At 36.3% G+C, this 26,426-nt stretch carries 20 protein-coding genes and 2 pseudogenes; 17 read left to right on the top strand and 5 right to left on the bottom strand.

Annotated features, from left to right (window positions below):
* The first annotated feature begins 148 nt into the window (after positions 1-148).
* On the top strand, positions 149-946 hold the full coding sequence (locus tag LPC09_RS05495) for a fumarylacetoacetate hydrolase family protein (protein ID WP_098799356.1): 798 nt from the start codon (positions 149-151) through the stop codon (positions 944-946).
* Positions 947-1,339: 393 nt separating this feature from the next.
* Here the strand turns inward: LPC09_RS05495 and istB are convergent, their stop codons facing one another.
* On the bottom strand, positions 1,340-2,095 hold the full coding sequence (istB, locus tag LPC09_RS05500; RefSeq protein ID WP_098798503.1) for an IS21-like element helper ATPase IstB: 756 nt from the start codon (positions 2,093-2,095) through the stop codon (positions 1,340-1,342).
* Positions 2,088-3,377: an IS21 family transposase gene (gene istA / locus LPC09_RS05505; RefSeq protein WP_231309175.1), complete on the bottom strand. Its 1,290-nt coding sequence runs from the start codon at positions 3,375-3,377 to the stop codon at positions 2,088-2,090. Before istA ends, istB begins: the two co-directional genes overlap by 8 nt.
* A gap of 967 nt (positions 3,378-4,344) precedes the next feature.
* Between istA and LPC09_RS05510 the strand changes: the two genes are divergently transcribed.
* The 6 genes from LPC09_RS05510 to LPC09_RS05535 all read left to right on the top strand — a co-directional run bounded on the left by LPC09_RS05510 (position 4,345) and on the right by LPC09_RS05535 (position 11,864).
* Positions 4,345-4,512 carry a glycoside hydrolase family 2 protein gene (locus tag LPC09_RS05510; protein ID WP_231309176.1) on the top strand — a complete coding sequence of 56 codons (168 nt, stop codon included), beginning with the start codon at positions 4,345-4,347 and terminating at the stop codon, positions 4,510-4,512.
* 334 nt (positions 4,513-4,846) lie between these two features.
* Positions 4,847-6,226, top strand: a complete 1,380-nt coding sequence (locus LPC09_RS05515; protein WP_098796496.1) for a VWA domain-containing protein — start codon at positions 4,847-4,849, stop codon at positions 6,224-6,226.
* A gap of 166 nt (positions 6,227-6,392) precedes the next feature.
* On the top strand, positions 6,393-8,318 hold the full coding sequence (locus tag LPC09_RS05520) for a BglG family transcription antiterminator (RefSeq protein WP_231309177.1): 1,926 nt from the start codon (positions 6,393-6,395) through the stop codon (positions 8,316-8,318).
* A 138-nt stretch (positions 8,319-8,456) separates the two neighbouring features.
* Positions 8,457-10,376, top strand: a complete 1,920-nt coding sequence (locus LPC09_RS05525; RefSeq protein ID WP_098796495.1) for a PTS fructose transporter subunit IIABC — start codon at positions 8,457-8,459, stop codon at positions 10,374-10,376.
* Positions 10,377-10,403: 27 nt separating this feature from the next.
* Positions 10,404-11,360 carry a mannose-6-phosphate isomerase, class I gene (manA, locus tag LPC09_RS05530; protein ID WP_098796494.1) on the top strand — a complete coding sequence of 319 codons (957 nt, stop codon included), beginning with the start codon at positions 10,404-10,406 and terminating at the stop codon, positions 11,358-11,360.
* A 345-nt stretch (positions 11,361-11,705) separates the two neighbouring features.
* Positions 11,706-11,864 carry a hypothetical protein gene (locus LPC09_RS05535; protein WP_231309178.1) on the top strand — a complete coding sequence of 53 codons (159 nt, stop codon included), beginning with the start codon at positions 11,706-11,708 and terminating at the stop codon, positions 11,862-11,864.
* A 150-nt stretch (positions 11,865-12,014) separates the two neighbouring features.
* Here LPC09_RS05535 and LPC09_RS05540 read toward each other — a convergent pair whose 3' ends face one another.
* From LPC09_RS05540 to hxlA, 3 genes and pseudogenes are all read right to left on the bottom strand, one after another.
* The gene (locus tag LPC09_RS05540) at positions 12,015-12,731 is read right to left on the bottom strand and encodes a 3-ketoacyl-ACP reductase (protein ID WP_098796493.1); all 717 of its coding nucleotides are present in this window, start codon (positions 12,729-12,731) and stop codon (positions 12,015-12,017) included.
* 77 nt (positions 12,732-12,808) lie between these two features.
* Positions 12,809-13,366 (bottom strand): annotated as a pseudogene (gene hxlB / locus LPC09_RS05545) (6-phospho-3-hexuloisomerase).
* 7 nt (positions 13,367-13,373) lie between these two features.
* Positions 13,374-14,018, bottom strand: coding sequence for a 3-hexulose-6-phosphate synthase (hxlA, locus tag LPC09_RS05550; RefSeq protein ID WP_098796491.1), 645 nt, complete (start codon positions 14,016-14,018; stop codon positions 13,374-13,376).
* A gap of 216 nt (positions 14,019-14,234) precedes the next feature.
* On the opposite strand from hxlA, the gene LPC09_RS05555 reads away from it, so the two are divergent.
* From LPC09_RS05555 to LPC09_RS05600, 10 genes and pseudogenes are all read left to right on the top strand, one after another.
* Positions 14,235-14,597 (top strand): transcriptional activator HxlR, encoded by a 363-nt coding sequence (locus LPC09_RS05555; RefSeq protein ID WP_098796490.1) that lies wholly within the window; start codon positions 14,235-14,237, stop codon positions 14,595-14,597.
* Positions 14,598-14,754: 157 nt separating this feature from the next.
* Positions 14,755-15,657: an acetamidase/formamidase family protein gene (locus LPC09_RS05560; RefSeq protein WP_098796489.1), complete on the top strand. Its 903-nt coding sequence runs from the start codon at positions 14,755-14,757 to the stop codon at positions 15,655-15,657.
* 835 nt (positions 15,658-16,492) lie between these two features.
* The gene (ilvA, locus tag LPC09_RS05565; RefSeq protein WP_098796488.1) at positions 16,493-17,752 is read left to right on the top strand and encodes a threonine ammonia-lyase; all 1,260 of its coding nucleotides are present in this window, start codon (positions 16,493-16,495) and stop codon (positions 17,750-17,752) included.
* Positions 17,753-17,874: 122 nt separating this feature from the next.
* The gene (locus LPC09_RS05570; RefSeq protein WP_231309179.1) at positions 17,875-19,236 is read left to right on the top strand and encodes a response regulator transcription factor; all 1,362 of its coding nucleotides are present in this window, start codon (positions 17,875-17,877) and stop codon (positions 19,234-19,236) included.
* A 119-nt stretch (positions 19,237-19,355) separates the two neighbouring features.
* Positions 19,356-20,795: a DDE-type integrase/transposase/recombinase gene (locus LPC09_RS05575; protein WP_098795475.1), complete on the top strand. Its 1,440-nt coding sequence runs from the start codon at positions 19,356-19,358 to the stop codon at positions 20,793-20,795.
* A gap of 253 nt (positions 20,796-21,048) precedes the next feature.
* A pseudogene (locus LPC09_RS05580) lies at positions 21,049-21,273 on the top strand (helix-turn-helix domain-containing protein); the annotation flags it as partial.
* 15 nt (positions 21,274-21,288) lie between these two features.
* On the top strand, positions 21,289-23,055 hold the full coding sequence (locus tag LPC09_RS05585) for a sensor histidine kinase (RefSeq protein WP_231309180.1): 1,767 nt from the start codon (positions 21,289-21,291) through the stop codon (positions 23,053-23,055).
* A gap of 204 nt (positions 23,056-23,259) precedes the next feature.
* On the top strand, positions 23,260-24,552 hold the full coding sequence (locus tag LPC09_RS05590; RefSeq protein WP_098796486.1) for an ABC transporter substrate-binding protein: 1,293 nt from the start codon (positions 23,260-23,262) through the stop codon (positions 24,550-24,552).
* Between the two features lie 127 nt (positions 24,553-24,679).
* Positions 24,680-25,603: a carbohydrate ABC transporter permease gene (locus LPC09_RS05595; RefSeq protein WP_098796485.1), complete on the top strand. Its 924-nt coding sequence runs from the start codon at positions 24,680-24,682 to the stop codon at positions 25,601-25,603.
* Complete coding sequence (locus LPC09_RS05600) at positions 25,596-26,414, top strand: carbohydrate ABC transporter permease (protein ID WP_442920017.1); 819 nt, start codon at positions 25,596-25,598, stop codon at positions 26,412-26,414. Before LPC09_RS05595 ends, LPC09_RS05600 begins: the two co-directional genes overlap by 8 nt.
* The last annotated feature ends 12 nt before the right edge of the window (positions 26,415-26,426 follow it).

Raw genomic sequence — 26,426 nt, forward strand, 5'->3', positions numbered from 1 at the left:
TTATTGAATAATACATTGTACATAGAGTTATTCAGAGAATATCATTACATAATAAGCTTATTCAGATTTTTGACAAATTTCTTCTAACAAGAGATATAGAACTAATTTAGTTTAGCAAGTACATTTTACAACTGGAGCTGGTACAAGAATGAAGCTAGGGCAAAAAACACAAACAATCGTACGTTATCTTAGTCCTGATGAGAAGGTATATTATGGGATCATTGAAGATGGAGAGATCTTACAATTAACTAATTCATTCACTGAAATAATAAATGATGAAATAACATTTGATGGTGTAAGACTTAACATTGGTGATGTGAAAATTTTAGAGCCGGTTGTACCACAAAAAGTGGTTAATTTCGGCTGGACATATACAGAACATGCAAAAGAAACTGGAGGACAAGCTAACCTCAAAGAACCTTTTTTGTTCTTAAAACCTGCGTCTTCCTTAATTCCTAACGGCGGAGATATCATACTTCCTTCTAACAAATTAACAAAACAAGTAGAACTGGAAGGCGAAGTTGCTCTTATCATTGGAAAACGTGGGAAAAACATAAAAGAAGAAGAAGCATTGGATTATGTTTTCGGCTGTACTATTTTTAATGATGTTACCGCAAGAGATCTTACAAAAACAGATCCGCAATTTACACGTGCAAAAGGCTTTGATACATTTGGCCCTTTAGGTCCGTGGATTGTGACAGGTTTAGATCCAACTAATTTGCAAATCGTTACAACATTAAACGATCAGGTTGTACAAAATGGCAACACAAATCAAATGTCATTCTCCATACCATTTCTTATTAGCTGGATTTCACAGGTCATGACATTAGAGCCAGGTGATGTTTTAGCTACAGGCTCTCCATCAGGGAGTTGTCCTATGAAATCAGGAGATGTAGTGACTGTGGAGGTAGAGAAGATTGGTAAGCTTTGTAATTATGTGAAGTAGATCCACTTTTTAGATTTTAACGGCGGTCCATCATATTGTGTTCATAGCAGGTTGGTGTGTGAAATAGTAGGAGCAAATTTTAGTCTCGATCCAAGTGGAATCGGGACACAACCGGTGTTATGAGCAAAGTTATGTCCCGATTCAAGTGGAATCGGGACATAACTTGGTGGTAGGAGTACGCTTCTGTCTCGATACAAGGAGAATCGGGACAAACCTCGGCGTTATGAGCAAGCGTCAGTCCCGATACAAGGGTAATCGGGACAAACCACGGTGTTATGAGCAAGCTTCTGTCTCGATACAAGGGTAATCGGGACAAACCTCGGTAGTTTGAGCAAGCTTCTGTAAATGTCAAGCTAACGATGTACAATTTTGATCGTTTAAGAATGTACAAAATTAATCATCATCTTCTTTTTGTAAATGATCCTTAATTCTATAAGAGGGACCAACAATATTGACAACTGTTGCGTGGTGTAATACACGATCTAATATTGCATTCGCTAATTTAGAATCCTGGAACACCGCATCCCACTCTTTAAAGCTAATGTTTGTAGTTAAGATTGTACTTTTCTTTTCATATCTCAAATCAATTAGCTGAAAGAATAGTTTGGCATCTTCTTTGTCAATTGGAAGGTAACCAATTTCATCAATAATTAGTAATTTATATTTCCCATAGTGCTTTAATCGAGACTCTAAGCGATTTTCTAGCTTTGCCTTTTTCAAGTTTAAGATAAGTTCATTACATTTAATAAAATAGGTACTTGTTCGTTTTTTGGCTGCAGCGATTCCAATCGAAGTCGCTAAGTGAGTTTTGCCAACACCACTAGTTCCCATGAAGATAATATTCTGTTTATCTTCGATAAAACGCAGAGAAAGAAAATCAAGAATTTGTTGTTTATTTATCGTTGGTTGAAAATCAAAGTTAAACTCATTTATCTCTTTACGGTGGGGAAAAGCCCCCACCTTAACCATTGAATTTATCATTGTTTTCTCACGAACATCTATTTCATAGTTCGTTAATTTCATCAATGTGTCAACGAGAGATAATTCATTCTTGGTACTAAAATCAATGGTATCGTTAAGATGAGTAATCATCTGTTTTAAGTTTAAATATTCTAAATTACTTACTAATTGTTGATAACTACTATTCAATTTTATACACCTCATCCATTGCCAGTAGATTCTTTTTAGCTAGCTCATCAATATCAGGATAGTCTGGCATTCCCCGTGACAATACGTCTGTATAATGTTCTTCCTTATAATTCAACACCTTATTACTGATTCGATGTTGAGCGATCAAATCCGTGTTATAATATACATGTATGTGATCGTCATAGACTTGTAAACCAACGGTTTTCCCTTTGTATTCAGCTGGTACTGAATACTGGTTTGATTTGTACGTAATCATGCTCGCAGGGTTAACCTTTACAAGCTTGTGTTTGATCTTATAAGAGTCTCTTATTTCTTTCCTTGGTAGGGGGAGTAAGTGACTCTTTTCTTGTTTTAAAGCAAGTATTGGAATCTTTCTATTTCCTTGATTAAAACTTTGATTATGGCGTTCACAAAGCTTTTGTACAAATTGGTGAAGTCCTTCGTAAGTGAATTTCCCCTGATAAGCATGAATCTCATCTAAGAGCTTCATAATACTCTCTACTTTCCCTTTTGTCCTTGGCCTTCCTGCAATACAAGGTTTGATTTCAAATCCACTATCACTGGCAAACTGTTCAAATCGTTCATTAACCACTCCTTTTGAATACTCTGTTCTATGTTCATCCATTACTGTTTTCATATTGTCCGTTAAAATGATCTTTGGTACTCCACCAATTGCTTCAAAGCACTCCATTAAAAAGGACATTAATATACTTTGTGATTTGGATATGGTTAAACCATAAGACTTAAACCTTGAATTTCCTAACACCAACACTCCTACATTAACGTGTATAATCTCCCCATCACACGTTATGTATTTTATGTTCTCCTTCCAGTCGAATTGAGCCTGTTCCCCCGGAGGGGTTTCATAACGAACAACAGATTGTGCAGCTTGAGTTCTTTTACCATCGGTAAAATATGCTTGGAACTCAGGTTTGTTTGATATGTATCGTCGGAAAGATGACTGGGAACAGTTCAAACTATGGTTATCCTTTAAGTACTCCCAAAGAACTCTCTTGTAGTAAAAAGTTTGTATTGAATCCTTTGAGAGTAAGTCTGATATAACTTCATATAACTCATCTATTCTAGATTTTCTATTACGGGTTTTACTTGGCCCCTTTCCATTTAAATATCGATCCACAGTCCTCCGATCTACTCCCAATTCTCGCCCTATCTTACTTTTATTTATTTTCATGTTTAAGCTCTCCATTAGAAATTTTAACTTTGGTAAATCTTCTAGACTTTTTACTTCTATCTCTGTCGTTAAATCTAGCTGTACATGCATTCTCTCCACCTCAAACTAAGTATGCATGTACATCACAAAACTGTACATTTTTATGTAATCATCTTTGTTCATTATTAAATTAGCATTTATAGCTTCTGTCCCGATACAAGGGTAATCGGGACAGAACTTGGTAGTACGAGAAAGTTTCTGTCCCGATACAAGGGTAATCGGGACAAACCACGGTGTTATGAGCAAGCTTCAGTCCTGATACAAGGGTAATCGGGACATAACTTGGTAGTATGAGCAAGCTTCAGTCCCGATACAAGGAGAATCGGGACAAACCTCGGCGTTATGAGCAAGCTTCAGTCCCGATACAAGGGTAATCGGGACATAACTTGGTAGTATGAGCAAGCTTCTGTCTCGATACAAGGAGAATCGGGACAAACCTCGGCGTTATGAGCAAGCTTCAGTCCCGATACAAGGAGAATCGGGACAAACCACGGCGTTATGAGCAAGCTTCAGTCCCGATACAAGGAGAATCGGGACAAACCACGGTGTTATGAGCAAGCTTCTGTCTCGATACAAGGGTAATCGGGACAAACCACGGTGTTATGAGCAAGCTTCAGTCCCGATACAAGGGTAATCGGGACAAACCTCGGCGTTATGAGCAAGCCTCAGTCCCGATACAAGGGTAATCGGGACATAACTTGGTAGTACGAGCAAGTTTCTGTCCCGATACAAGGGTAATCGGGACAAACCACGGTGTTATGAGCAAGCTTCAGTCCCGATACAAGGGTAATCGGGACAAACCACGGTGTTATGAGCAAGCTTCAGTCCCGATACAAGGGTAATCGGGACAAACCACGGTGTTACGAGCAAACTTCAGTCCCGATACAAGGGTAATCGGGACAAACCACGGCGTTATGAGCAAGCTTCAGTCCCGATACAAGGATAATCGGGACAAACCACGGTGTTATGAGCAAGCTTCAGTCCCGATACAAGGGTAATCGGGACAAACCTCGGTGAATTGGATTTAGTATCTGTAGACTGCAAATTTAATGGTAATTATTTTGACTTATCAGCTGGAGAAATCAGGAAAATCGCTGTTAAAAAAGAAAGTTTAAGTGAACACCTTAGACTTGATTCTTTTAAAGTGCAGTTAACATTAAGGGGTGTTTACGACATTTCATCTTAACTTACTTACAAGCTCAATTAGGATAGACGGCTTACATATGAATTTAGCCGGTAATATGCTAATGGCTATCACTTGGGTTAAGCATGTTCGTTTAAAGTGATGAATTAGTTGAAGCACAGCCACAATCTCTTGGGAATTAAGAGGTTGTGGCTGTTTTCTGTTTTTTAAAAAAGCAAAATGAAGGAAATGATTTCTTAAGACCTAATCCTAATTACCTAAAAAATTATCTATCATACTTATTTCCTCTTTTTCTAAAGATAGGAAAATTCCACCGAAAAATACAGTAATATGTAATCATTGTTATTTTGTTACAGGGTGGAAGGAGAGAGAGTAAATGAAGAGGCTATTGATTGGTTTAGCGATATTATCGTTCATGCTGACAGCTTGTTCTTCTGGTGATGGTAGCCAGTCGGCACAAACAGATGCTGAACCAAAGGAAACAGAACAAAAAAATGACAGTGAAAAAGAAGAAACATATACACCTAAGGAAGCAAGCTATTATGAAATGGAAGATTTAGATCGTGAGCTAACAGACGTAGAAAAGGAAATGCTTCGAAAACCTGGAGTTTTTAGTGGTGAACAATATGATGAAGCGAAAGTGAAGGAAGCGCTCGATCAATTACCTGATAATCTCACAGAAGAGCAATATATGGAGGAGCTTTTATATTTATTTGCTGAAGATTATCATGAAGAAATGCAAACAATGCTTACTTTTGATTCAACGGTTGATGTTTCAATTGAACGTCCAGATGAAACTGTGGATAATCCTACTTTGAAAACAGCTCATTATGCTATTTTAGTAGATGCAAGTGGAAGTATGGCAGCAAAAGTGGGAGGTAAAACGAGAATGGATGCTGCAAAGGAAGCTGTTTTGGAATTTGCTAAGCAAGTACCGGAGAATGCAACCATTTCGTTACGTGTATACGGTCATGCAGGATCAAATAGTGAAGCTGATAAAAAAGCTTCGTGTAGTAGTTCTGGCAACTTATATAATGCCAGTTTTGATGAAAATGCCTTTCAAAAGGCACTAAGTCAGGTAAAGCCTGTTGGTTGGACACCGATTGCACTTGGGTTACAATCTGTAAAGTCTGATATCCCTGAAAATGCTGATGATGTAGTTGTATACGTTGTGAGTGATGGAATTGAAACATGTAATGGAGATCCAGTGCAAGAAGCTAAAAACCTAGTTTCAGCAGATATTCAAACAGTTGTTAATATTATTGGGTTCGATGTTGATAATGAAGGTCAAACTCTTTTAAAAGAAGTGGCAGCTGCAGGGAATGGTGAGTTCACATATGTTAATTCAGAGCAGGAACTGAAGAAATATATGAGGGCTCAGTATGAAGAAATCCAGAAAAAATGGCTGGAGTGGAAAGAAGCTGGTAAAGAGCAGGCATTCAAATTGAAGGAAGAAAAAAAGAAGCTAGCTTTTGACACAAAAGAGAGTATGAAAGAAAAGAGCATACGTGAGAAAGAGCGTTTGAAGGAAGCACAAGCTTATTTAAAAGAGAGATTCGATGATTATGATCACCCTGCATCAAAAATGTTTTCAACGATTGTAGATTATGGAAATGAAAAATGGCGTTATGCTGTGGATACAGGAAATAGACTGTATAGGGAAAGTGTAGATAGTGGAAATCAGGAATATCGTGAATATGTTGACGAAGGAAATGAAAAAATTAGAGAAACAATTGATAAGAAGAATGGAAACTAATAGATTCTTTTATTCTTAGCACATGTTCACTATAAGATCAAAGAGTTGCTTTTCATATTTTGAAGGCAACTCTTTTGGTTTTCATTTTTTTCCGAGTTTACGAATGATTGAATTATAGGTCGCAATAAGCTACACTACTGATTGAATATCTGAGCGAGGTGCAACCATGAACGTGAATGATCGACAAAAGGAATTACTAAGAACTTTATTAGTACAAAACGGACAAACTTTAAATATAGTAGATTTGTCAGGTCAATTAAGATGTTCGGAAAAAACGGTTCGTAATGACTTGAGCATAATCGAAGATCTTCTTGCTGAATACCCTAATACTTTTATAAAACGGCAACCAGGTATAGGGATTACACTTGAGACACAAGACCACGATATGTCTGAAATTTTTCAAAAGCTACTATCTACTGAACCGAAAACTCAGGAAGATCGTTTTATCGAAATGGCCTATCATTTATTGGTAAGTAATAAAGCTATTACATTGCAGGAACTATCTAAGAAGTATTATGTTCCCAAAGTAACCATAAAAAAAGAATTAGATACCATTGCTGATTGGCTTACAAACTATCAATTAGAGCTCATCTCTAAACCAAGACTAGGTAATATTGTTCAAGGATCTGAACTGCAAAAACGTAGTGCTTTGGCGCATTTAACAGAACTTCTTTCTTCCTTATCGGATCATAAAAATTACGTTCTTGAGCTTTTTTTACCCTATGAGATAGCAACCGTTAAAAATGCCCTAAATGAATTACAGCATAAATATTCGATTGCTTTTACCGATGCTGCGATGGAGAGTTTACTTGTTCATGCACTTATAATGATGAAAAGAACAAGGCAGAAATCTCCTGTAACTGTTCCTAATAAGGAAAAGGAGGCTGTATATTCTTACAAAGAATACAAATATGCGTTATCCTTTTTTGAACAATTAGAAGCTGTTTTTCGAATTAAATTTCCTGAAGATGAGCGAATCTACTTTACATGGCATTTGATTAGTGGGAAAAGAAAAAATGATATTATAGAGGATCCCTTTATTAAAAATGAACTTTTATTAAATATTATTTCTGACTTAACAACAAAGCTTAGTAGTATTACGTTATTTCCCTTTGAAAAGGATGAGATCTTAAAAAGTGGATTAATCGTCCATGTGCATTCGGTTATTAACCGAATTAAGTACGGCTTTCCTATTACAAATCCACTACTCCCGAATATCAAAAAAATGTATCCTTATTTATTTAATATGGTTTTGCTAGCTTTGAATGAAATAAAAGAAACCTATGAATTGGAAGTTCCTGAGGATGAGGCAGCTTACTTGGTTCTTCATTTTCAAGCTTCAATCGAGCGATTAAAAGAAAGTCGAGAGAAACAACGAAGAACATTAATTGTTTGTCATATGGGTGTTGGGATGTCTCATTTATTGCAGGCTAAAATTGAGCAACATTACCAGGATATACAAGTTTCTGCTTGTATTGGAAAAGCTGAATTACGTGATTATTTGCAGAATCATAAAGTTGATTTCATCATTTCTACAGTAGAGTTAGAAAAGGTGGATATTCCTTATATCACAATTTCTCCTTTATTAGAAGGAAAGGATAAGGACAAGCTAAATCAATTTTTAACTGAAATGGAAAATCACCAGCAAGCGGGAAGTAAAGAAAAAGTTCTAACACAATTAGTTAGAGGTGATTTAGTTCATTTACATGTGGATAAGGAACATCCTTTTCAAGTTATTGAAATGCTAGGAAATGTACTATATGAGAAAGGTTTCGTTCATAAAGAGTTTATACATAGTGCGCTTCTAAGAGAAAGAAAATCTACAACATCCATTGGTGGATCTATAGCTATTCCACATGGTAGTCCAACAATGGTTAATAGATCAGCTATAGCCATTGCTCTTCTAAAAGAGCCTTTAGATTGGGGAAGTGAACAAGTTTCCATCGTGTTCATGCTAGCCATTACAACTGGGGATCCAAAACTAAATCGCCATGCTGTTGGACAAATTGTAGGTTATAGTGAGACTCCGTCGCTTATCCAATCTCTAAAAGAATCAAAGAATGTAAAAGAGTTCTTGGAGAAGTTAAAATAAACAACTTTCTTTAATAAACTTCTGGTAATAATTTATTTTTACCGGAAGTTGTGGTAAAAACAAAAATCAATTCATGACTGAATTCCCATTACAATGAATGTAAGCAATTACAAAAAACATTCTTAGGAGGAAAGGTACATGAAGATCTTAGCTGTCACAGCATGCCCAGTCGGTATTGCTCATACATATATGGCTGCTGAAAATCTACAAAAAGCAGGCGAAGAATTAGGTGTTGATATTAAAGTTGAAACACAAGGATCAATTGGTGTTGAAAATGCCTTAACTGATCAAGATATTGCAGAAGCAGACGGAATTATTATTGCTGCTGATAAAGAGGTATCAAAGGATCGCTTTGTTGGTAAAAAAGTAATCGTTACAGGCGTACAGGATGGGATTCGTAAGCCAAAAGAATTAATTGAAAAAATTCAAAGTGGTGATGTGCCACTATACAGACCCGACTTAAAGTCTGCAGAAGAAATCAAGCAAAAGAGTAAGCAAAAAGAAAATCCGATTTATAAGCATTTAATGAACGGTGTATCGTATATGGTTCCATTCATCGTTGTAGGGGGACTGTTGATTGCATTAGCTTTAACTCTAGGTGGTCAACAAACACCAGGTGGAATTGTGATTCCTGAAGATTCCATTTGGAAGCAAATTGAAACACTTGGTGCAACATCATTTATGTTCATGATTCCAATATTAGCTGGTTTTATAGCTGTTAGTATAGCTGACCGTCCAGGTTTAGTTCCAGGTATGATTGGTGGGTATATTGCAGCGAATGGTAGCTTTTATGGAAGTGAAGCTGGTGCTGGTTTTATCGGAGGAATTATCGCAGGTTTCTTAGCAGGTTATCTTGCACTCGCTATTAAGAAAATCAAGGTTCCAAAAGCGGTACAGCCAGTTATGCCGATCATATTTATTCCGATCTTCTCATCTGTTATCGTTGGACTTTTATTTATTTTCGTGATCGGTGCCCCAGTGGCGCAAATCTTTGAAGGTTTAACATCAATGCTTGCTGGAATGCAAGGAGCTAGTTCTATTTTATTGGCAGTCATCCTTGGTGCGATGATTGCAGTTGATATGGGTGGACCATTTAATAAAGTAGCATTCTTATTCGGCTCTGCCATGATTGCTGAAGGAAACTATGAAATTATGGGACCAATTGCAGTAGCAATTTGTATTCCACCAATTGGGATGGGTCTTGCAACATTAATGAATAAGAAAAAATACCTTCCTAACGAAAGGGAAGCTGGTAAAGCATCATTTACAATGGGCCTTTTTGGTATTACAGAAGGGGCAATTCCTTTTGCAGCGCAAGATCCACTTCGTGTTATTCCTAGTATTGTTGCAGGTTCAGTTGTTGGATCTGTTATTGCGATGCTTGGTAATGTTGGTGACAAAGTAGCACACGGTGGTCCTATCGTTGCGGTTTTAGGAGCAGTAGATAATGTTGTAATGTTCTTTATCGCAGCCATTGTAGGTGTTCTTGTTACTGCATTTATGGTTAACTTTTTGAAAAAAGATGTAGAAAGTGCAACTAGTGGTAAGGGGAAAATGGAAAGTGCTCCAACACCACCTGAAAAAGCTGAGGAACTAGTAATAAAAAAATTGGTGGATATTACAAGTGAAGATTTAATTCATATAAATCTTGCTGGAACAACTCGTGATGATGTTATTGATGAATTAATCGAAACATTCAATTCACAAGGTATCTTAGATTCTAAGGAAGATTTTAAACAAGCAATTTTAAATCGTGAAGCTCAAAGCTCAACAGGTCTTGGAATGAATATTGCGATTCCACATGGTAAGTCAAATGCAGTAAAACGACCTGCTGTTGCTTTTGGAATCAAGCGTGAGGGTGTTGATTGGAGAAGCCTTGACGGTACGGACGCAAAACTTATTTTTATGATAGCTGTACCTGAAGAAAATGCTGGAGACGCACATCTGAAAATTTTACAAATGCTTTCTCGTAAGTTAATGGATGAAGAGTTTAGAAATCAACTATTAAAAGTAGCTTCTAAGAACGAAGCAATAGCGGTATTAGAAGAAATAAAATAAAGTAGAGTACCATATTGGAGGTAGTGTATGTATAAAGAGCCAATATTTTTAGAGCCTGTTTTTCAAGAAAGAATTTGGGGTGGCCAAAAGCTGCAAACTGAATTTGGGTATAAAATTCCCAATGAAAAAACTGGGGAAGCTTGGGTAATCTCTGCACATCCAAATGGTCCAAGTGTTATCAAGAATGGACCTTTAGCAGGAAAAACATTAGAGGAAGCTTGGGAAGAACACGGAGAGCTATTTAATAAAAATGCATCTAATAATGAAGAATATCCTTTGCTTGTTAAAATTTTAGATGCGAATGCAGATTTATCTGTTCAGGTTCATCCAGATGATCATTATGCACGAGAAGTAGAAGGTGTTCCTTATGGAAAAACAGAGTGCTGGTATGTTCTCAGTGCAGAGGAAGGTGCCGAGCTTGTTTTAGGACACCATGCAAAATCAAAAAAAGAGCTTGAAAAGATGCTTCAAAATCAAGAATGGGATTCATTTTTACGTCGTAAAAAAGTAAAAGCGGGTGATTTTGTTTATGTACCAAGTGGCACCATTCATGCAATCGGTAAAGGAATTGTCATTTTAGAAACACAGCAAAGCTCTGATATTACTTATCGCGTTTATGATTATGATCGCACTGATGCTAATGGTCAAAAGCGTGACCTACATTTAGATCGTTCAATAGAAGTGACGACAGTCCCTCACCAGGATTATGAAACAGCGCAAAGTGAAAGGATTGTAGGTGATCTTACCGAGAAGAAATTAGTAGAGGCCGAATATTTCACAGTCTATCATTGGAAGTTGAGTGGCGAGGCATCATTGACACTTCAGCATGATTTCTTACAGGTTAGTGTAACGGCAGGAAAAGGAACAATTACAGTAGATGATCATGTTTTCTTAATTGAAAAAGGAACACATTTTGTTCTTCCACATGGAGTTGGAGAATACCAGCTGTCTGGTGAAGCAGAGTTTGTTGTATCACACGTTTAATATGGGAAAGGCCAAATCATTTTGATTTGGCTTTTCATATTAAAAGACACCGCGGTTTCAACTATCTTACTTGGAGATGGTCTTCACTGGCGGAATGAAGACCACGGTTGCAGTAAATTTACTCGGAAATGGTCATCATGGGAGTAATGAAGACCAACGTGGCAGAAATTTTGCTTTGAAATGGTCATCATGAGAGTAATGAAGACCAACGTGGCAGATATTTTATTCGGAAATGGTCATCATGGGAGTAATGAAGACCATCATAGCAGAAAATTTGTTCGGAAATGGTCATCATGGGAGTAATGAAGACCAACGTGGCAGAAATTTTGCTTTGAAATGGTCATCATGAGAGTAATGAAGACCAACGTGGCAGATATTTTATTCGGAAATGGTCATCATGGGAGTAATAAGACCATCATAGCAGAAAATTTGTTCGGAAATGGTCATCATGGGAGTAATGAAGACCAACGTGGCAGAAATTTTGCTTTGAAATGGTCATCATGAGAGTAATGAAGACAAACGTGGCAGTAAATTTACTTGGAAATGGCCTTCATGACCTTCAATATATTTTTCAAAAACGAATTAATTCCCAATAATATGTAAAGGATCTATTTCCATTTAGAAATAGATCCTTTTTCGTTTAACTTCCTATTTTTAAGGGTTAGTCGACCACAATCCCGCACCCTTAAGAACAACTCTTGGATTAAGCTTTAATCCAGCTACAAGTAGTTCTGCCAGATCTTCAGGCTGCATTACATTCTCTGGATTTCCACTTATTAAATTTGTTTCTACTGCTAAGTCTGTTGCAACAGTACTTGGTGTTAAAGCTGTTACACGAATGTTTTTCTTTCTTACTTCAAGCATGAGTGATTCTGTTAACCCTAACACAGCAAATTTAGATGCACTGTATGCACTTGTTACAGGAGCTCCTTTTTGGCCAGCTGTTGAAGAAATATTAACAATATCTCCGGAGTTTTTCTCAAGCATATCAGGTAACACAGCTCTTGTTACATTATAAACACCCATTAAATTAACTCGAATAATGTTTTCCCACTCTTCAGGAGATAAGTCAAGGAAGCCACCAAATTTAGCAATACCAGCATTGTTCACTAATATATCAATAGAACCTAGTTCCGATTTGATATGCTCTACAGCATGAGTAACTGCTTCAAGGTCAGAAACATCAGCTGTTGCAGCAGAAATTGTGATATCGTATTGCTCTAATTCAGTTGTAAGTTTTTCAAGATTTGACATAGTTAATCCGATTAATCCAAGATTAACTCCTTCTTTTGCTAAAGCAATGGCAGTTGCTCGTCCAATTCCTCTGCCTGCTCCTGTAATTACAGCATTTTTCCCTTTTAATGAAGTCATATCATCATTCCTTATACAAATTTTTATGTAGTCATACTGAAGACCGCAAGTAAAAGATTGCGGTCTTCACATACCTATTATTCAAGATTGGCATGTTTGCCATACATCTTATTTGTATCATACCCCTTTTTCTCCATGAACCTCAAGATAATAGCATCATAGAAAAGTAACAAAGTTTGTTCAAAAAGGGATCCCATAGGTTGAATCGTTTGATAATCGCCTTCAGATTGGTCTTTCGGCGATCCAGGCATTTTGATTGTAAAATCAGCTAATTGTCCAATTGTAGATTCTGGGATTATCGTGACAGCAGCAATTTTACCGCCTATGTTGTGGGCTTTTTAAGCCATCGAAACTAAGCTTTTCGTTTCTCCTGAGCCAGACCCGATGATTAAAATATCATCTTTTTCAAAATTAGGTGTGGTGGTTTCACCAGGAACATATGCATCAATTCCCATATGCATCATTCGCATTGCAAAGGATTTTCCCATGAATCCTGACCTACCAGCTCCTGCAACAAAAACCTTCTTGGCTCCTAAAATCCCATTAACCAATTTTTCAGCATCTTCATCTAAAATAAGGCTTGAAGATTGCTGAAGTTCATTTAGAATTTTAGTTAGATATTGGGTCGTTTGCATTCCTGCGTTACCCTACTGATACATTTTCTTTAATCATTTGTTGCATTTTTGCCGCTGCAGCCTTTTTATCTTCTTGACCAGTAATACCGCCACCAACAATAACAAGATCTGGTTGTACGTTAATTACTTCAGCAAGAGTATCTAATTTAATTCCGCCTGCGATAGCAGTTTTTGCGTTCTTTACAACACTTTTAATTGTTTGAAGATCTTCAAATGAATTTTTACCAACTGCTTGAAGGTCATAACCTGTGTGTACACAAATATAGTCAACGCCTAAAGCGTCTACTTCCTTTGCACGGCCAGCAAGATCTTTTACAGCAATCATATCAACAAGAATCTTTTTCCCTTGCTTTTTCGCTTCTTCAACCGCACCTTTAATTGACATATCTTCAGCTGCACCAAGAATTGTTACAATATCTGCTCCTGCTTCAGAAGCTTTCATCACTTCATAACCAGCTGCATCCATAATTTTAAGGTCAGCTAGAACCTTTAAGTTAGGGTATGCTGCTTTAACTTCCTTCACAGCACGAAGGCCCTCATTGATCACAACTGGTGTTCCAATTTCAACGATATCAATATGATCCTCAACTTCTTTTATCAATTCAATTGCTTCTGGGATATTGACTAAATCAAGTGCTAATTGTAATTCCATTTATATTCCCACTCCCTTATTTAAAATTAAGCTTACCGTACTAATGTTTCCAACGGTTTATGTAAATCTACCGGTAACTTCACCCATGATTCCATTAATAGCGGTACAACATTAGTGTAATATGTATATTAAACTTTATAAAGTACGCACTTTTTTCTTACATAGTGACAAAAAGTATACTATGTGCTATTCTATGTAAAAATTGGAGGTGGTTAAGTGTCACGTATGAATGATAAGACGTTTAACTGTGAAAAAGAATTAACCCTTTCGGTTATCGGTGGTAAATGGAAAATGCTTATTTTATGGCACTTAGGCAAAGAGGGAACAAAGCGTTTTGGGGAGCTAAAAGCACTTATGCCAGGCATTACTCAAAGAATGCTTGTTAATCAATTACGCGAGTTAGAAGAAGACCTTATTGTAGAGAGAAAAGTGTACCCTGTTGTGCCTCCGAAGGTTGAATATTCATTGACAAAACAAGGAGAAACACTAATGCCAATTCTCGATTCTATGTACGAATGGGGAAAGAATTATATGAATAATGTTATTGATCCTGAAGATAAAAATGTATCGGTAAAATAACAATAAAACCCCAAGTGGCAGTGTACTACTACTTGGGGTTTTTACGTGAGAAAAGAACTTTTTCAGCATTTAGGAAGGAATCTCTGGAGGCTTTGTTTAAATTAAAGAGGAATAAACGGGCTTAGATCGAAAGAAGAAGGAAAGTAGGGAGGATATCATGTCTCACATTATTAACCGTTCACAGCCAATATATGCTTTTAGTAAAGAGCATGCTCCAATTTTGAATATGAAATCTGGAGAAACAGTGATCATTGAAACCTATGATTGCTTTGAAAACCAAATCACTTCAAATAATTCTACATATGAAAGTTTGGACTGGAGTAAGGTCAATCCCGCGACAGGTCCTGTTTATGTGGAAGGTGCAGAAGTGGGAGATGTTCTAGAAGTGACAATTGATGATATAAAATTAGAAGACCAAGGTGTGATGGCAGTTAGTCCAGGAATGGGCGTTTTAGGTGAAAAGATCACTAAATTTGAAGCTAAGCTTATTCCAATTGAAAACGGGAAAGCTATTTTTAATGAAAACATCCACATTCCATTAAATCCAATGATTGGTGTAATTGGAGTTGCTCCACAAGATGAACCAATCTCTTGCGGCACACCAGGCTCTCACGGTGGAAATATGGATAATAAAATGATTACAAAAGGAACAACCCTTTATTTCCCAGTGTTTCAACAAGGTGCGCTCTTTGCATTAGGAGATCTTCATGCTGCAATGGGCGATGGTGAGGTTTGTGTAACTGGTATTGAAATAGCTGGACAGGTTACTGTTACTATAAAGATGATTAAAGGAAAATCACTAAGTAATCCAGTTTTAGAAACAGAAGAATTTATCGGGACAATTGCATCAGCAAAAACAATTGATGAAGCAGTTAAGATGTCTGTAGAAGATATGGTTGAATTACTTCAGGATCAAACAAGCTTACCACTTAGTGAATTAACGATGCTATTAAGTGCTGTAGGACAAACTCAAATTTGTCAGGTCGTTGATCCACTAATGACAACGAGATTCTTAGTTCCAAAATGGGTTTTGGAAAAGAGCAATGTCTCCTTATTTTAATAAGGGGGTGTTGTTCTTTTTTGCATTCAGGTACAACCTATGATTCATTGATGAATTTATGAAGGATGTTCTTAAGTTGAAAGATGTTTACTTAGGTGAATATGTTTTCTTGAAAAAGTAGTTGTTTTTGTTAGTGTTAATTTTAGAATAAGAGCATTGGGAAACGCATTGTTCACTGGAATGGAAATAGCTAGTATGTATTTCCTGATTAGATCAGAAGCGAGACAAGATGAGGTAGAGAATTCGATAACCTGGGAATCGAGACAGGAATGAGGAAGAAGTGTGAAATCTTGTCCCAATAGTCGGGGAATCGAGACACACCGGAGAAAGAAAAGCGAAAATGTGTCTCGATACTAGAAGAATCGGGACAAGATCAAGCAAGAAAAGTGTAATTGTGTCCCAATAACTGGAGAATCGGGACACAGCAGCGGAAGAAGTGTGAAATCGTGTCCCGATAGCCGGGGAATCGAGACACACCAGGGTAAGAAAAGCGAAAATGTGTCTCGATACCAGGAGAATCGGGAAAAGATCAAGCAAGAAAAGCAAAATCATGTCCCGATAGCCAGAGGATCGAGACAAGACCGAGTAAGAAAAGCGAAATCATGTCTCGATAACCTTAGAATCGAGACATGATCAAGCAAGTAAAGCCAAACCATGTCCCAATACAGCTGCATGAAATACAGCAAAATATCCATATAAACAAATCAGATATTCCTCTCAATAACTAAACCACAACTAACCGACCCCTTAAACCAGAAAACTACTCTATAAAAAACATACTTCCCTCAACGAAAGAGCACCCTAGATGTAACAGTAAATATAGGAGGAGTTATGTTTGAACTTAAGTGATTTTTTCAATGCCAGGGAAAAGTTTAAAGGAATTGTTCACACCACTCCGTTAGATCATTCGAAAACTTTTAGTCATCTTGCACAAAATGATGTGTATTTAAAACTTGAGAATCTACAAAAAACAGGTTCCTTTAAAGTAAGGGGGTCTTATAATAAGCTTATTTCTCTTACAAAAGAAGAACTAAATAAAGGGGTCGTTGCAGCATCAGCTGGGAATCATGCTCAAGGTGTTGCGTATTCAAGTCAAATGCTTGGGATTCCTTGTACGATCGTAATGCCAAAGGGAGCGCCGTTAAGTAAAGTGCTAGCAACAAAGCAATATGGTGCAAAGGTCATTTTAGAAGGAGCTGTCTTTGATGAGGCTCTTGCTTATGCATTAGAATATTGTGATTCAATTGGAGGTACATTTATTCATGCTTTTGACGATGAAGAGGTTATCATCGGACAAGGAACAGTTGGAATTGAGATTATGGAACAGCTTCCAGACGTGGATGCCATTGTTTGCCCAGTTGGTGGGGGAGGGCTTATTGCGGGTGTTGCTAAGGCCGTGAAAGAAAGTAATCCAAATGTTTCAGTTTATGGTGTTCAAACTCTTGCCTGTCCAAGCATGAAGCAGTCACTTTTGGAAAAAAAACCGGTAATGGTTGAAGCGACCCCAACAATGGCAGATGGAATTGCTGTTAAAAAACCAGGACTGAAGACGTTTGATATTATTAAAGAGTATGTTGATGATATTGTTTGTGTGGATGAAATGGAAATTGCACGTACAATGCTAATGGTTTTAGAGAGAAGTAAACTGTTAGTCGAAGGCTCTGGTGCTAGTTCGTTAGCAGCACTTCTTTATCAAAAACTTGGATTGAAGGATAAAAAAGTAATAGCGGTATTAAGTGGTGGAAATGTGGATGTTAATTTTATTGCGAGAATTATTGAGCGGGGGTTAGTTGAATCAGGTAGGTATGCTCATTTTTCCATAACGCTAAAAGATAAACCAGGTGAGCTTCAGAAAGTATTAAGCGAGATAACCGATTTAAATGCAAATGTTCAATATGTTAATCTCCAGCATATAGGAAAACATATTTATCCAGGATTTGCTCAGCTCGAAATGTCAGTTGAAACAAAAAACCATAATCATATTGAAGAGCTTCATAAGGTGTTAAAAGATAAAGGCTATAATGTTCAGATGGATGAAACACTTTTCGATCAGTATCCTGCGGGATTTGGAACACCTTTAGAGTACCGTGTATGATTGTTTAGCCCCCAAACAAACGGGGGCTTTTTGACAAACCGATGTTAATAAAATTATTCAAGTGTATAATGAAAGAAAAAGATAAAATAATCGTTAAGTCTACAAAGCCTGGGGGGATTTTGTTGAGATCTAGTGAAGGGTGTAGAGTAGTCATTGTTGATGATGAGCAGTTAATCAGGCAAGGAATTAAGCATTATATGCAGTGGGAGCAGGAAGGGTTTCAAATTGTCGGGGAAGCTTCAAATGGTCAGGAGGCTCTAGAGTTAATAGAAAAAACGAAGCCTCATATTGTGTTAACAGATATTGTGATGCCAATTATGGATGGTGAAGAGTTAACTCGAATTGTTAAAAGTAAATATCCACATATTGAAATTATTATTTTAAGTAGCTATGGTGATTTTGAATATGTAAGATCTACTTTTCAAAATGGGGCAGTTGACTATATTTTAAAGCCTAAGCTTGATACAGAATCATTGCTTACCGTGTTAAAAACGGCAGTAAGCCGAATTCCTTCGTTACAAGGTGGAAAAGATGAATCGACTGTTGATGTGAATATTGGACATATTATTGAAAAGTTTATTTCAGGCTATGACACACAATACGATGAAAATCTCATTTTAGAGGTATTTCCTTATTCTAACTTTCGTTTGGTTGCAATTGATTATAGATTAATAGAAGATAAGAGTTTAGAGGATATTTCTGCGATTAATTCTGAAATCGAAGTACTTATCACTTCATTTGAGAAGGATGTGAAACTAGAAATCTTCAAAATAGAAGAAGATGTAAGCGTATTCCTAGTTAATGGTAGTGAAGATTTTTCAACTTTAATTTTAGAGCTCCCTCCTAAAATATTGGAGCATCATTCTCAACTTTCCATACTAATCTCTGAGACTTTTACAAGCTTTTCACAAATTTGGTTAAAATACAACGAAGTGATTAAAAAGATGCTTCAATATCGGTTTTATTTTCCCGAAACCAATATAGTAATAGAAAAGAATCTTCTAAAAGAAACTCCAAAGATCGTTTCTTTTAACCTTGATAAATTTACGAATGACTTTAAACATGAACGGTTTGATTTGGCATTTTCTTATTTAGACGAACATGTAACTGCGTTGTCTTCAAGCTTTACGACAGATATTTTTGAGTACAAATCATTCTTCGGAAATGTTATTTTTACGATTTCCGTTTTGTTAAGCAATTTAGATTTTGATGTGAAAAATTTAGAAAATGAAAAATTTAGTTTTTTTAATAAAATTGATAGTGCAAAAACAGCAAATGGTGTTGTTCAGCAGTTACAACTATTTATTACAAAAGCAAAAGAAGTGATTACTACAAAGAAAGCTCAACTAGGTTTTTCCAATTTTCAACTCATCCTTGATTATATAGAAGAACATTATGCCGAACCGCTTAGTTTGAGCGATGTTGCTAATACTTTTCATTTTAATCCCTCTTATCTATCAAGCGTATTGTCAAAACTTCTATAAGAAATAGGTTATAAAATATCTCCATAGAGGGCTTTATAGGCAAAAAAATTGCCACCCCCTAAATTCTTTGGATAATTGAGGTTACCACACACCCAACAACCAAGAATGGAAGTGACAATTTGTACCCTCAAATTATAACCTATTTATTAACTTTTATAAACTATCAAGAACAACTCATTCGAACATTGCTTACTTTATTGATTGGTAAAAGCATGTTCGATAAACCTACTGAACAGCCCGTAAATAAACCTTATCGAAAACTTCAAGTGGATGACCTTCCGGTCATTGAAGTTCTAGAACAGCTTGATTATCGAGTTCTTCTTAGTGAATATCTAGAGAAGAACGGGAAAGCTCTCAAACCTGTTCAAAGGCGTAAGAATGCAAAAGTTTCCGTACCTAAAGCCATGAACTGTCCAAAGTGTGGTGCTCCATCGGATTATCTTTATGCCAACAATGGAGATAAAGGTCAGTATCAATGCAAGGTGTGTACAGAACTTTTCAGTGAAAAGAACCGTTACTCTAAGGAGGCCATCCTGAAGTGTCCTCATTGTTCCAAGACTCTCGAGAAAATAAAAGAAAGAAAAGATTTTCACGTGTTTAAGTGCAAGAACAATGACTGTTCTTATTATCAAAAGAAGCTCAATGGGATGACTTCAAAAGAAAAGAAAAGGTTCAAAAAGGACCCTCAAGCATTTAAATTGAGATACATTTTCCGTCAGTTTTATATCGATTTCCAGCCGTTATCTAAGGAATCACCAGAACTGCCGGCCGTGGACTTATCAAAGATTTATGCATCCCCACATACATTAGGATTGATCCTAACCTATCATGTAAACTATGGCCTTTCGGCCCGTAAAACAGCTGCGATTATGCAGGACGTACACGGAGTGATGATTTCACATCAGACTGTATTGAACTACGAAAATAGCGTAGCTTTATTACTTAAACCTTATGTGGATCACTATCCCTATGAACTTTCAGACCAATTCTGCGGTGATGAAACGTATATCAGAGTAAACGGTCGATGGCATTATTTATTTTTCTTTTTTGACGCCGTGAAAAAGATTATTCTTTCGTATCCGGTGTCGCCTAATCGAGACACAGCAACAGCCATTCGAGCAATTGATGAGGTCTTAATCAAGATGAAAGAGATTCCAGAAAATCTGACCTTTGTGGTAGACGGGAATCCAATCTATCTTTTAGCCCAACATTTCTTCGCTCAACATGAGATTTTATTCGATGTGAAGCAGGTCATTGGATTAACCAATGAGGACCCTGTTTCAACCGAATATAGACCAATGAAACAAATAATTGAGAGACTTAACCGCACCTTTAAGGGCAATTATCGCTCCACTCATGGATTCGGCTCTGAACATGGTTCCATTTCATACGTCACCTTATTTACGGCCTACTTTAACTTTTTGCGTCCGCATGCCGCCTTAGAAGGAAAAGTGCCCGTAGTGAATCCAGAACTCAAGGGGCTTCCAACAATGCCAGCACGTTGGACAAAGCTCATTGGATTAGCACAACAATGGATAGTAGAACAAAGACAAGCCTAACTTTTTGTTTAGCTGAGCCCTTAAGCTAATTCAGCAATCGGCGGAGCGAACTCTTGACAAACCGAACTTGCCAATGGTTTAAAATGGAAACAACCAAGGGCTTATTTGGTATGCCTTCTTTTGTTCCCTTCGCCCTTGTTAAACAATCCACAAACCATTGGCGTGTTTGTCAAGAGAGATTGCGGCGCATCTCCATCCAGTAAATAGGAGAGAAGCTAACCCTTTAGGTAGTTTTCATAAATCTTTTGACACTACCCTATCAAGCTATTTTGCAACGCATAATAAAGAAGGGTTTAATGAATATTTGAACAAAATTCGAATTGAGGAAGCTGTAAAGCTGTTAATCAATACAAACACACCGATCTCGGAGATTAGTGGACTTGTAGGATATTCTGATCATAGTTATTTTTGTAAGGTTTTTAAGAAACAAAAGGGTCTGTCACCAAGTCAATATCGTAGAAATCAAAAATTGAAATAAGTGATGGTATTCAATATGAATGTTTTTCAAAAATATTTTAAACATAACGGTTTATTTGTCATTATGTTTTCGATAAGTGTTATTAGCATTATAAGTGTTTCAATTATTATTACGTGGACAACGTTCCGTATGTCTGAGCAGTTTTTTATTGATAAATTCAGTATTACAAATGCAAAAGTAATGGATCAAATTAAGGACAGCTTTGAATCTTATAATTATTCGATTGTTCTTGCATCAAATAATATTTTGCAAAGCGGAACAATTAGAAGGATTATGACCGAAGAGCAATCAAATCGTCAGAAAATGAATTCATTTTATCAAATGAGTGAGCAAATGAAGCGAATAAAATCAAATGTTGATGCCTATGAAACGGAAATTATTGTTACAGGTATTAATGGGATGAGTTATGCAACAAATCGTCCTTATTGGATGATTTCTGATGAAGATTTGAAAACTCATAACATAACAAATGTTTCGTTACAAAACCCTAAAAGATTGATTTATCAACATGATCGACGAATGAAAGAAACAAAAAACAAAGAAGATGAACAATACATTATTGCGACGAAGCCACTAATGGAAAGAATCTCAGGAACGATATATGGAATGATGTATTTCCCTATTCATGAAAGTGAGTTCAGAAAATTCTATAACAACTATACGAGCACAGGTAATGATGTGTATGTTCTTGATAAAACTGGAAGAATTATTTCTAGTAATAAAACGGATTTAATTGGTGAGAAAGCAGAAGAACTTTTGCAATATATTAAGGAAAACAATGATAAAGGTGAAAACTACATTGTGAAAGAGTTTAAGGGGACAGATTCTATTATCTTTTGGGAATACATCCCTTCTCTTGATATGTATTTATTCAATTTAATTGACCAAAAAACAGCGATTGGTGATTTAATTAATAAAAAGCAAATTGCGCTTATGTTATTTTTTATCGTGGTTATTGCTCTTATTATTGTGTTTTTTATTTCAAGAAGAATGACAAATTCACTTTCAACATTGGTTAAGCAAATTTCTGATGCATCTAAATATGATTTTGATCAATATGTTTTAGTAAGCGGAACGTATGAAACAAGGCAAATTGGCAAGGCATTTAATAGTATGTTAGATGAATTGCAAGATTATTTGGAGAAGCTCGTTCTTTATCAAAAGCAAAAGCGTAACGCGGAGCTAGCGGCGTTGCAACAGCAGATTAATCCACATTTTCTTTATAACACACTTACTTCTATTAAATTTATGATTCAGCAGGGTGGAAAAGGGGAAGCAGAGGAAACGATTAATTCTCTCATTTCTTTGCTTCAAAATACGATTGGCAATGTATGTGAAACGATTACTGTGGAGCAGGAAATAAATAATCTTAAAAACTATGTTCTTATTAATCAAAAACGCTATGGAGATCGAATTAAAGTGAATTATTTAGTTTCACCTGATTGCTTACAACATCGAATTCCTAAGCTTATTTTACAGCCATTTATAGAAAATTCATTTTTCCATGGTTTTAATAACAAAACATCAGGCTTTATTAATGTAATGGTTTGGCAGGAACGAGACACGCTTATTTGTGAAGTGATGGATAACGGTGATGGCATGGAGATTACATCGAATAAACTGCCAGCCACCAAGAGTAAGAAGCAGCATTTTACTGGAATTGGTGTAAAGAATGTTCATGAACGAATTCAAATATTATATGGTCATCAATATGGTGTTACCATATCAAGTGAAGTTGGACAAGGGACGAGAATAAAAATTACCCTTCCAATTGTTTCATAATAAGCAATGAATTCATCACCTAAAAAAATTACTAGAATCTAAAAAAAATACAATTCCACATGTTTTGTAAGCGGATACATCATATAAAAAAATCACAAATTTATAAAAATATAGTCCTAAAGAAAAAGAGAATAAAGATGCTAACATGATAGGTGTAAGGGAGAGATAACGCTTACAAAAAACAAAAAACATGGGGGTATTTTTATGAAAAAGCTACTCGTTTTAATGATGGCTTGCATGATGATCTTGGCTGCATGTTCTTCTGGATCAAAAGAAACAGTAGATTCAGAGTCAAGTGAATCATCAGGTTCAAACGAAATCACAATTTGGGCATGGGATCCTAACTTTAATATTAAAGCTTTGAATATTGCAAAAGAGTATTATCAAAAAGAAAATCCTGATGTTGAAATCAAGATTGTTGAAAATGCTCAAGCTGATATTATTCAAAAATTAAATACAAGCTTAAGCTCTGGTACAACAAAGGGATTACCAAATATCGTGTTAATTGAAGATTATCGTGCGCAAAGCTTTCTTCAGGCATATCCAGATTCTTTTCACGAAATTACTGGATCGTTCAATACCGAAGATTTTGCGTCTTATAAACTAGCACCAACAAGTCTTGATGATAAAAACTATGGTTTACCATTTGATACTGGTGTAACAGGTTTATATGTAAGAACAGACTACTTAGAACAAGCTGGTTACACAGTTGATGATTTAAAAGGAATTGACTGGAACGAATATATTGAAATTGGGAAAAAGGTTAAGGAAGCAACTGGAAAGAACATGATTACGCTTGATCCAAATGATCAAGGGATTATCCGTATGATGATGCAATCTGCTGGTGCTTGGTATTTGAAAGAAGATGGTGTAACACCATTTATTGCTGGAAATGAAGCACTTAAAAAGTCATTTGAAATGTACAAAGCAATGCTTGACGCTGATATTGTGAAACCAAACTCTGATTGGAGTCAATTCTTAGCGGCATTTAATAGTGGTGAAGTAGCATCTGTTCCGACTGGAAACTGGATCACTCCTTCTGTTAAAGCTGAAGCATCTCAATCAGGCAAATGGGCAGTTGTACCACAACCAAAGCTTCCTGATGTTGAATCAGTGAATGCTTCGAACTTAGGTGGAAGCTCATGGTATGTGTTAAATGTTGATGGGAAAGAAGATGCTACTGATTTCTTAGCAAAAACATTTGGTTCAAATGTTGATTTTTATCAAGATTTAGTAACAGAGATTGGAGCAATTGGAACATACATTCCTGCATCAAATGGAGAAGCATATAAAGCAGCTGATGAGTTCTTTGCGGGTCAAACGATTATTTCTGACTTCTCAACTTGGTTAGAAGAAATTCCACAAGTGAATTATGGATTACACACATATGCCATTGACGACATCTTAATTGTTGAAATGCAAAACTACCTTAACGGTAAGGATATTGATCAAGTGCTTGAGGACGCTCAACAGCAAGCTGATGCACAATTACAGTAATAATCCTGCCAACTTTTCCTCACATCTGAAGTGAGGAACGAAGCCTTGAAATTTTAATCTGCTAGAGATGCAGAGGAGATTTTCAAGGCTTCAATTCTATTGATTAAGTTAAGGAGTTGACTTTGAAATGATATCAGCAAAACCAAGTACAAACACATCCGTTTCCTATTCAACCAAGAAGCGGTTTAATAAAACAACCCTCATCGGTTGGTCTTTTATCACATTAGCTTCTGTATTAATCTGCATTTTTTACTTTTATCCAATGGTTCATGCGTTAATCATGTCTTTCCAATCAGGATCAGGGACGAATTTGAAATTTACAGGGCTTGATAACTATGCACGATTATTAAAAGATCCGACGTTTATTACAGCCGTAAAAAATACCGTTATATACCTAATTATTCAAGTGCCGGTCATGATATTTCTAGCTCTATTTTTATCAGTGCTATTAAATGATAAAAATTTAAAGTTTAAAGGATTTTTCCGTACCGCGATTTTTTTACCATGTGTAACATCGCTTGTAGCTTATTCAGTTATTTTTAAGTATTTATTTAGTGTCGATGGCATTATTAACATGATGTTAATGAAGCTTTCCTTTGTTTCAGAGCCCATTCAATGGCTAACAGATCCTTTCTGGGCAAAAATCACAATAGTAATTGCGATTACTTGGCGTTGGACTGGATATAATATGATTTTTTATTTATCATCACTGCAAAACATTGATTCTTCCATCTATGAAGCGGCAAAAATTGATGGAGCATCTCCCATTCAACAATTTTTTAAGATTACAATCCCAATGTTAAAGCCAATTATTCTTTTTACATCGATTACTTCAACAATCGGAACTTTGCAGCTATTTGATGAGGTTATGAATATTACAAAAGGTGGTCCTGGTAATGCAACAATGACAATCTCTCAATATATTTATAATCTTTCGTTTAAATATACGCCAGACTTTGGTTATGCAGCGACCGTGTCGTATGCGATTGTCATTATGATTGTGATTTTCTCGATTATTCAGTTTAAAGTGGCAGGTGATCGAAATGCTTAAGAAAGTATTTAGTTACGGAGTTTTAATTGTTGCGACGATTGTATCGGTTTTTCCGTTTTTATGGATGGTTGTTTCGGCAACAAATAAGTCAGTTGATGTGACGCAAGGAAGATTATTGCCAGGTGCACATTTTGTGGAGAATTTTAAAAATCTATTAGCTACAGTCGATATTGTTCCTGCTTTGATTAATTCTGCTAAGGTATCAATTTCAACAACAATTCTATCGCTATTAATTGCGTCACTAGCAGGGTATGGATTTGAGATTTTTAAAAGTAAATCAAAAGATGTTGTGTTTAATATTTTACTTCTATCTATGATGATTCCATTCGCTGCGTTAATGGTTCCGTTATTCCGTATGTTTGGTACGATTTCACAAACAGCCCCTTTTTTAGGGATTGATACATTAACAGCTGCGGTATTACCAACACTTACAACTGCTTTCTTAATCTTTTTCTTTCGTCAAAGTACGAAAATGTTTCCAAAGGATATTCTTGAAGCAGGTCGAATTGATGGATTAAGTGAGTTAGGTGTATTTTTTAGAATTTATGTCCCAACAATGAAAACAACGTACGCAGCAGCAGCGATTATTACGTTTATGGCGAGCTGGAATAACTATTTATGGCCTCTTGTTGTGTTGCAATCTCCTGAAAAGCAAACGATTCCATTGCTTATCTCAACATTAGGCTCAAGCTATGCCCCAGATTTTGGCGTTATTATGACAGCGATTGTTATTGCAACATTGCCTGCTGCGCTTATATTCTTCATCATGCAAAAGCACTTTGTTGCAGGTATGATGGGATCAGTAAAATAAAGAGAGAGGAAG

Source organism: Metabacillus sp. B2-18, assembly GCF_021117275.1.
Classification (GTDB): domain Bacteria; phylum Bacillota; class Bacilli; order Bacillales; family Bacillaceae; genus Metabacillus.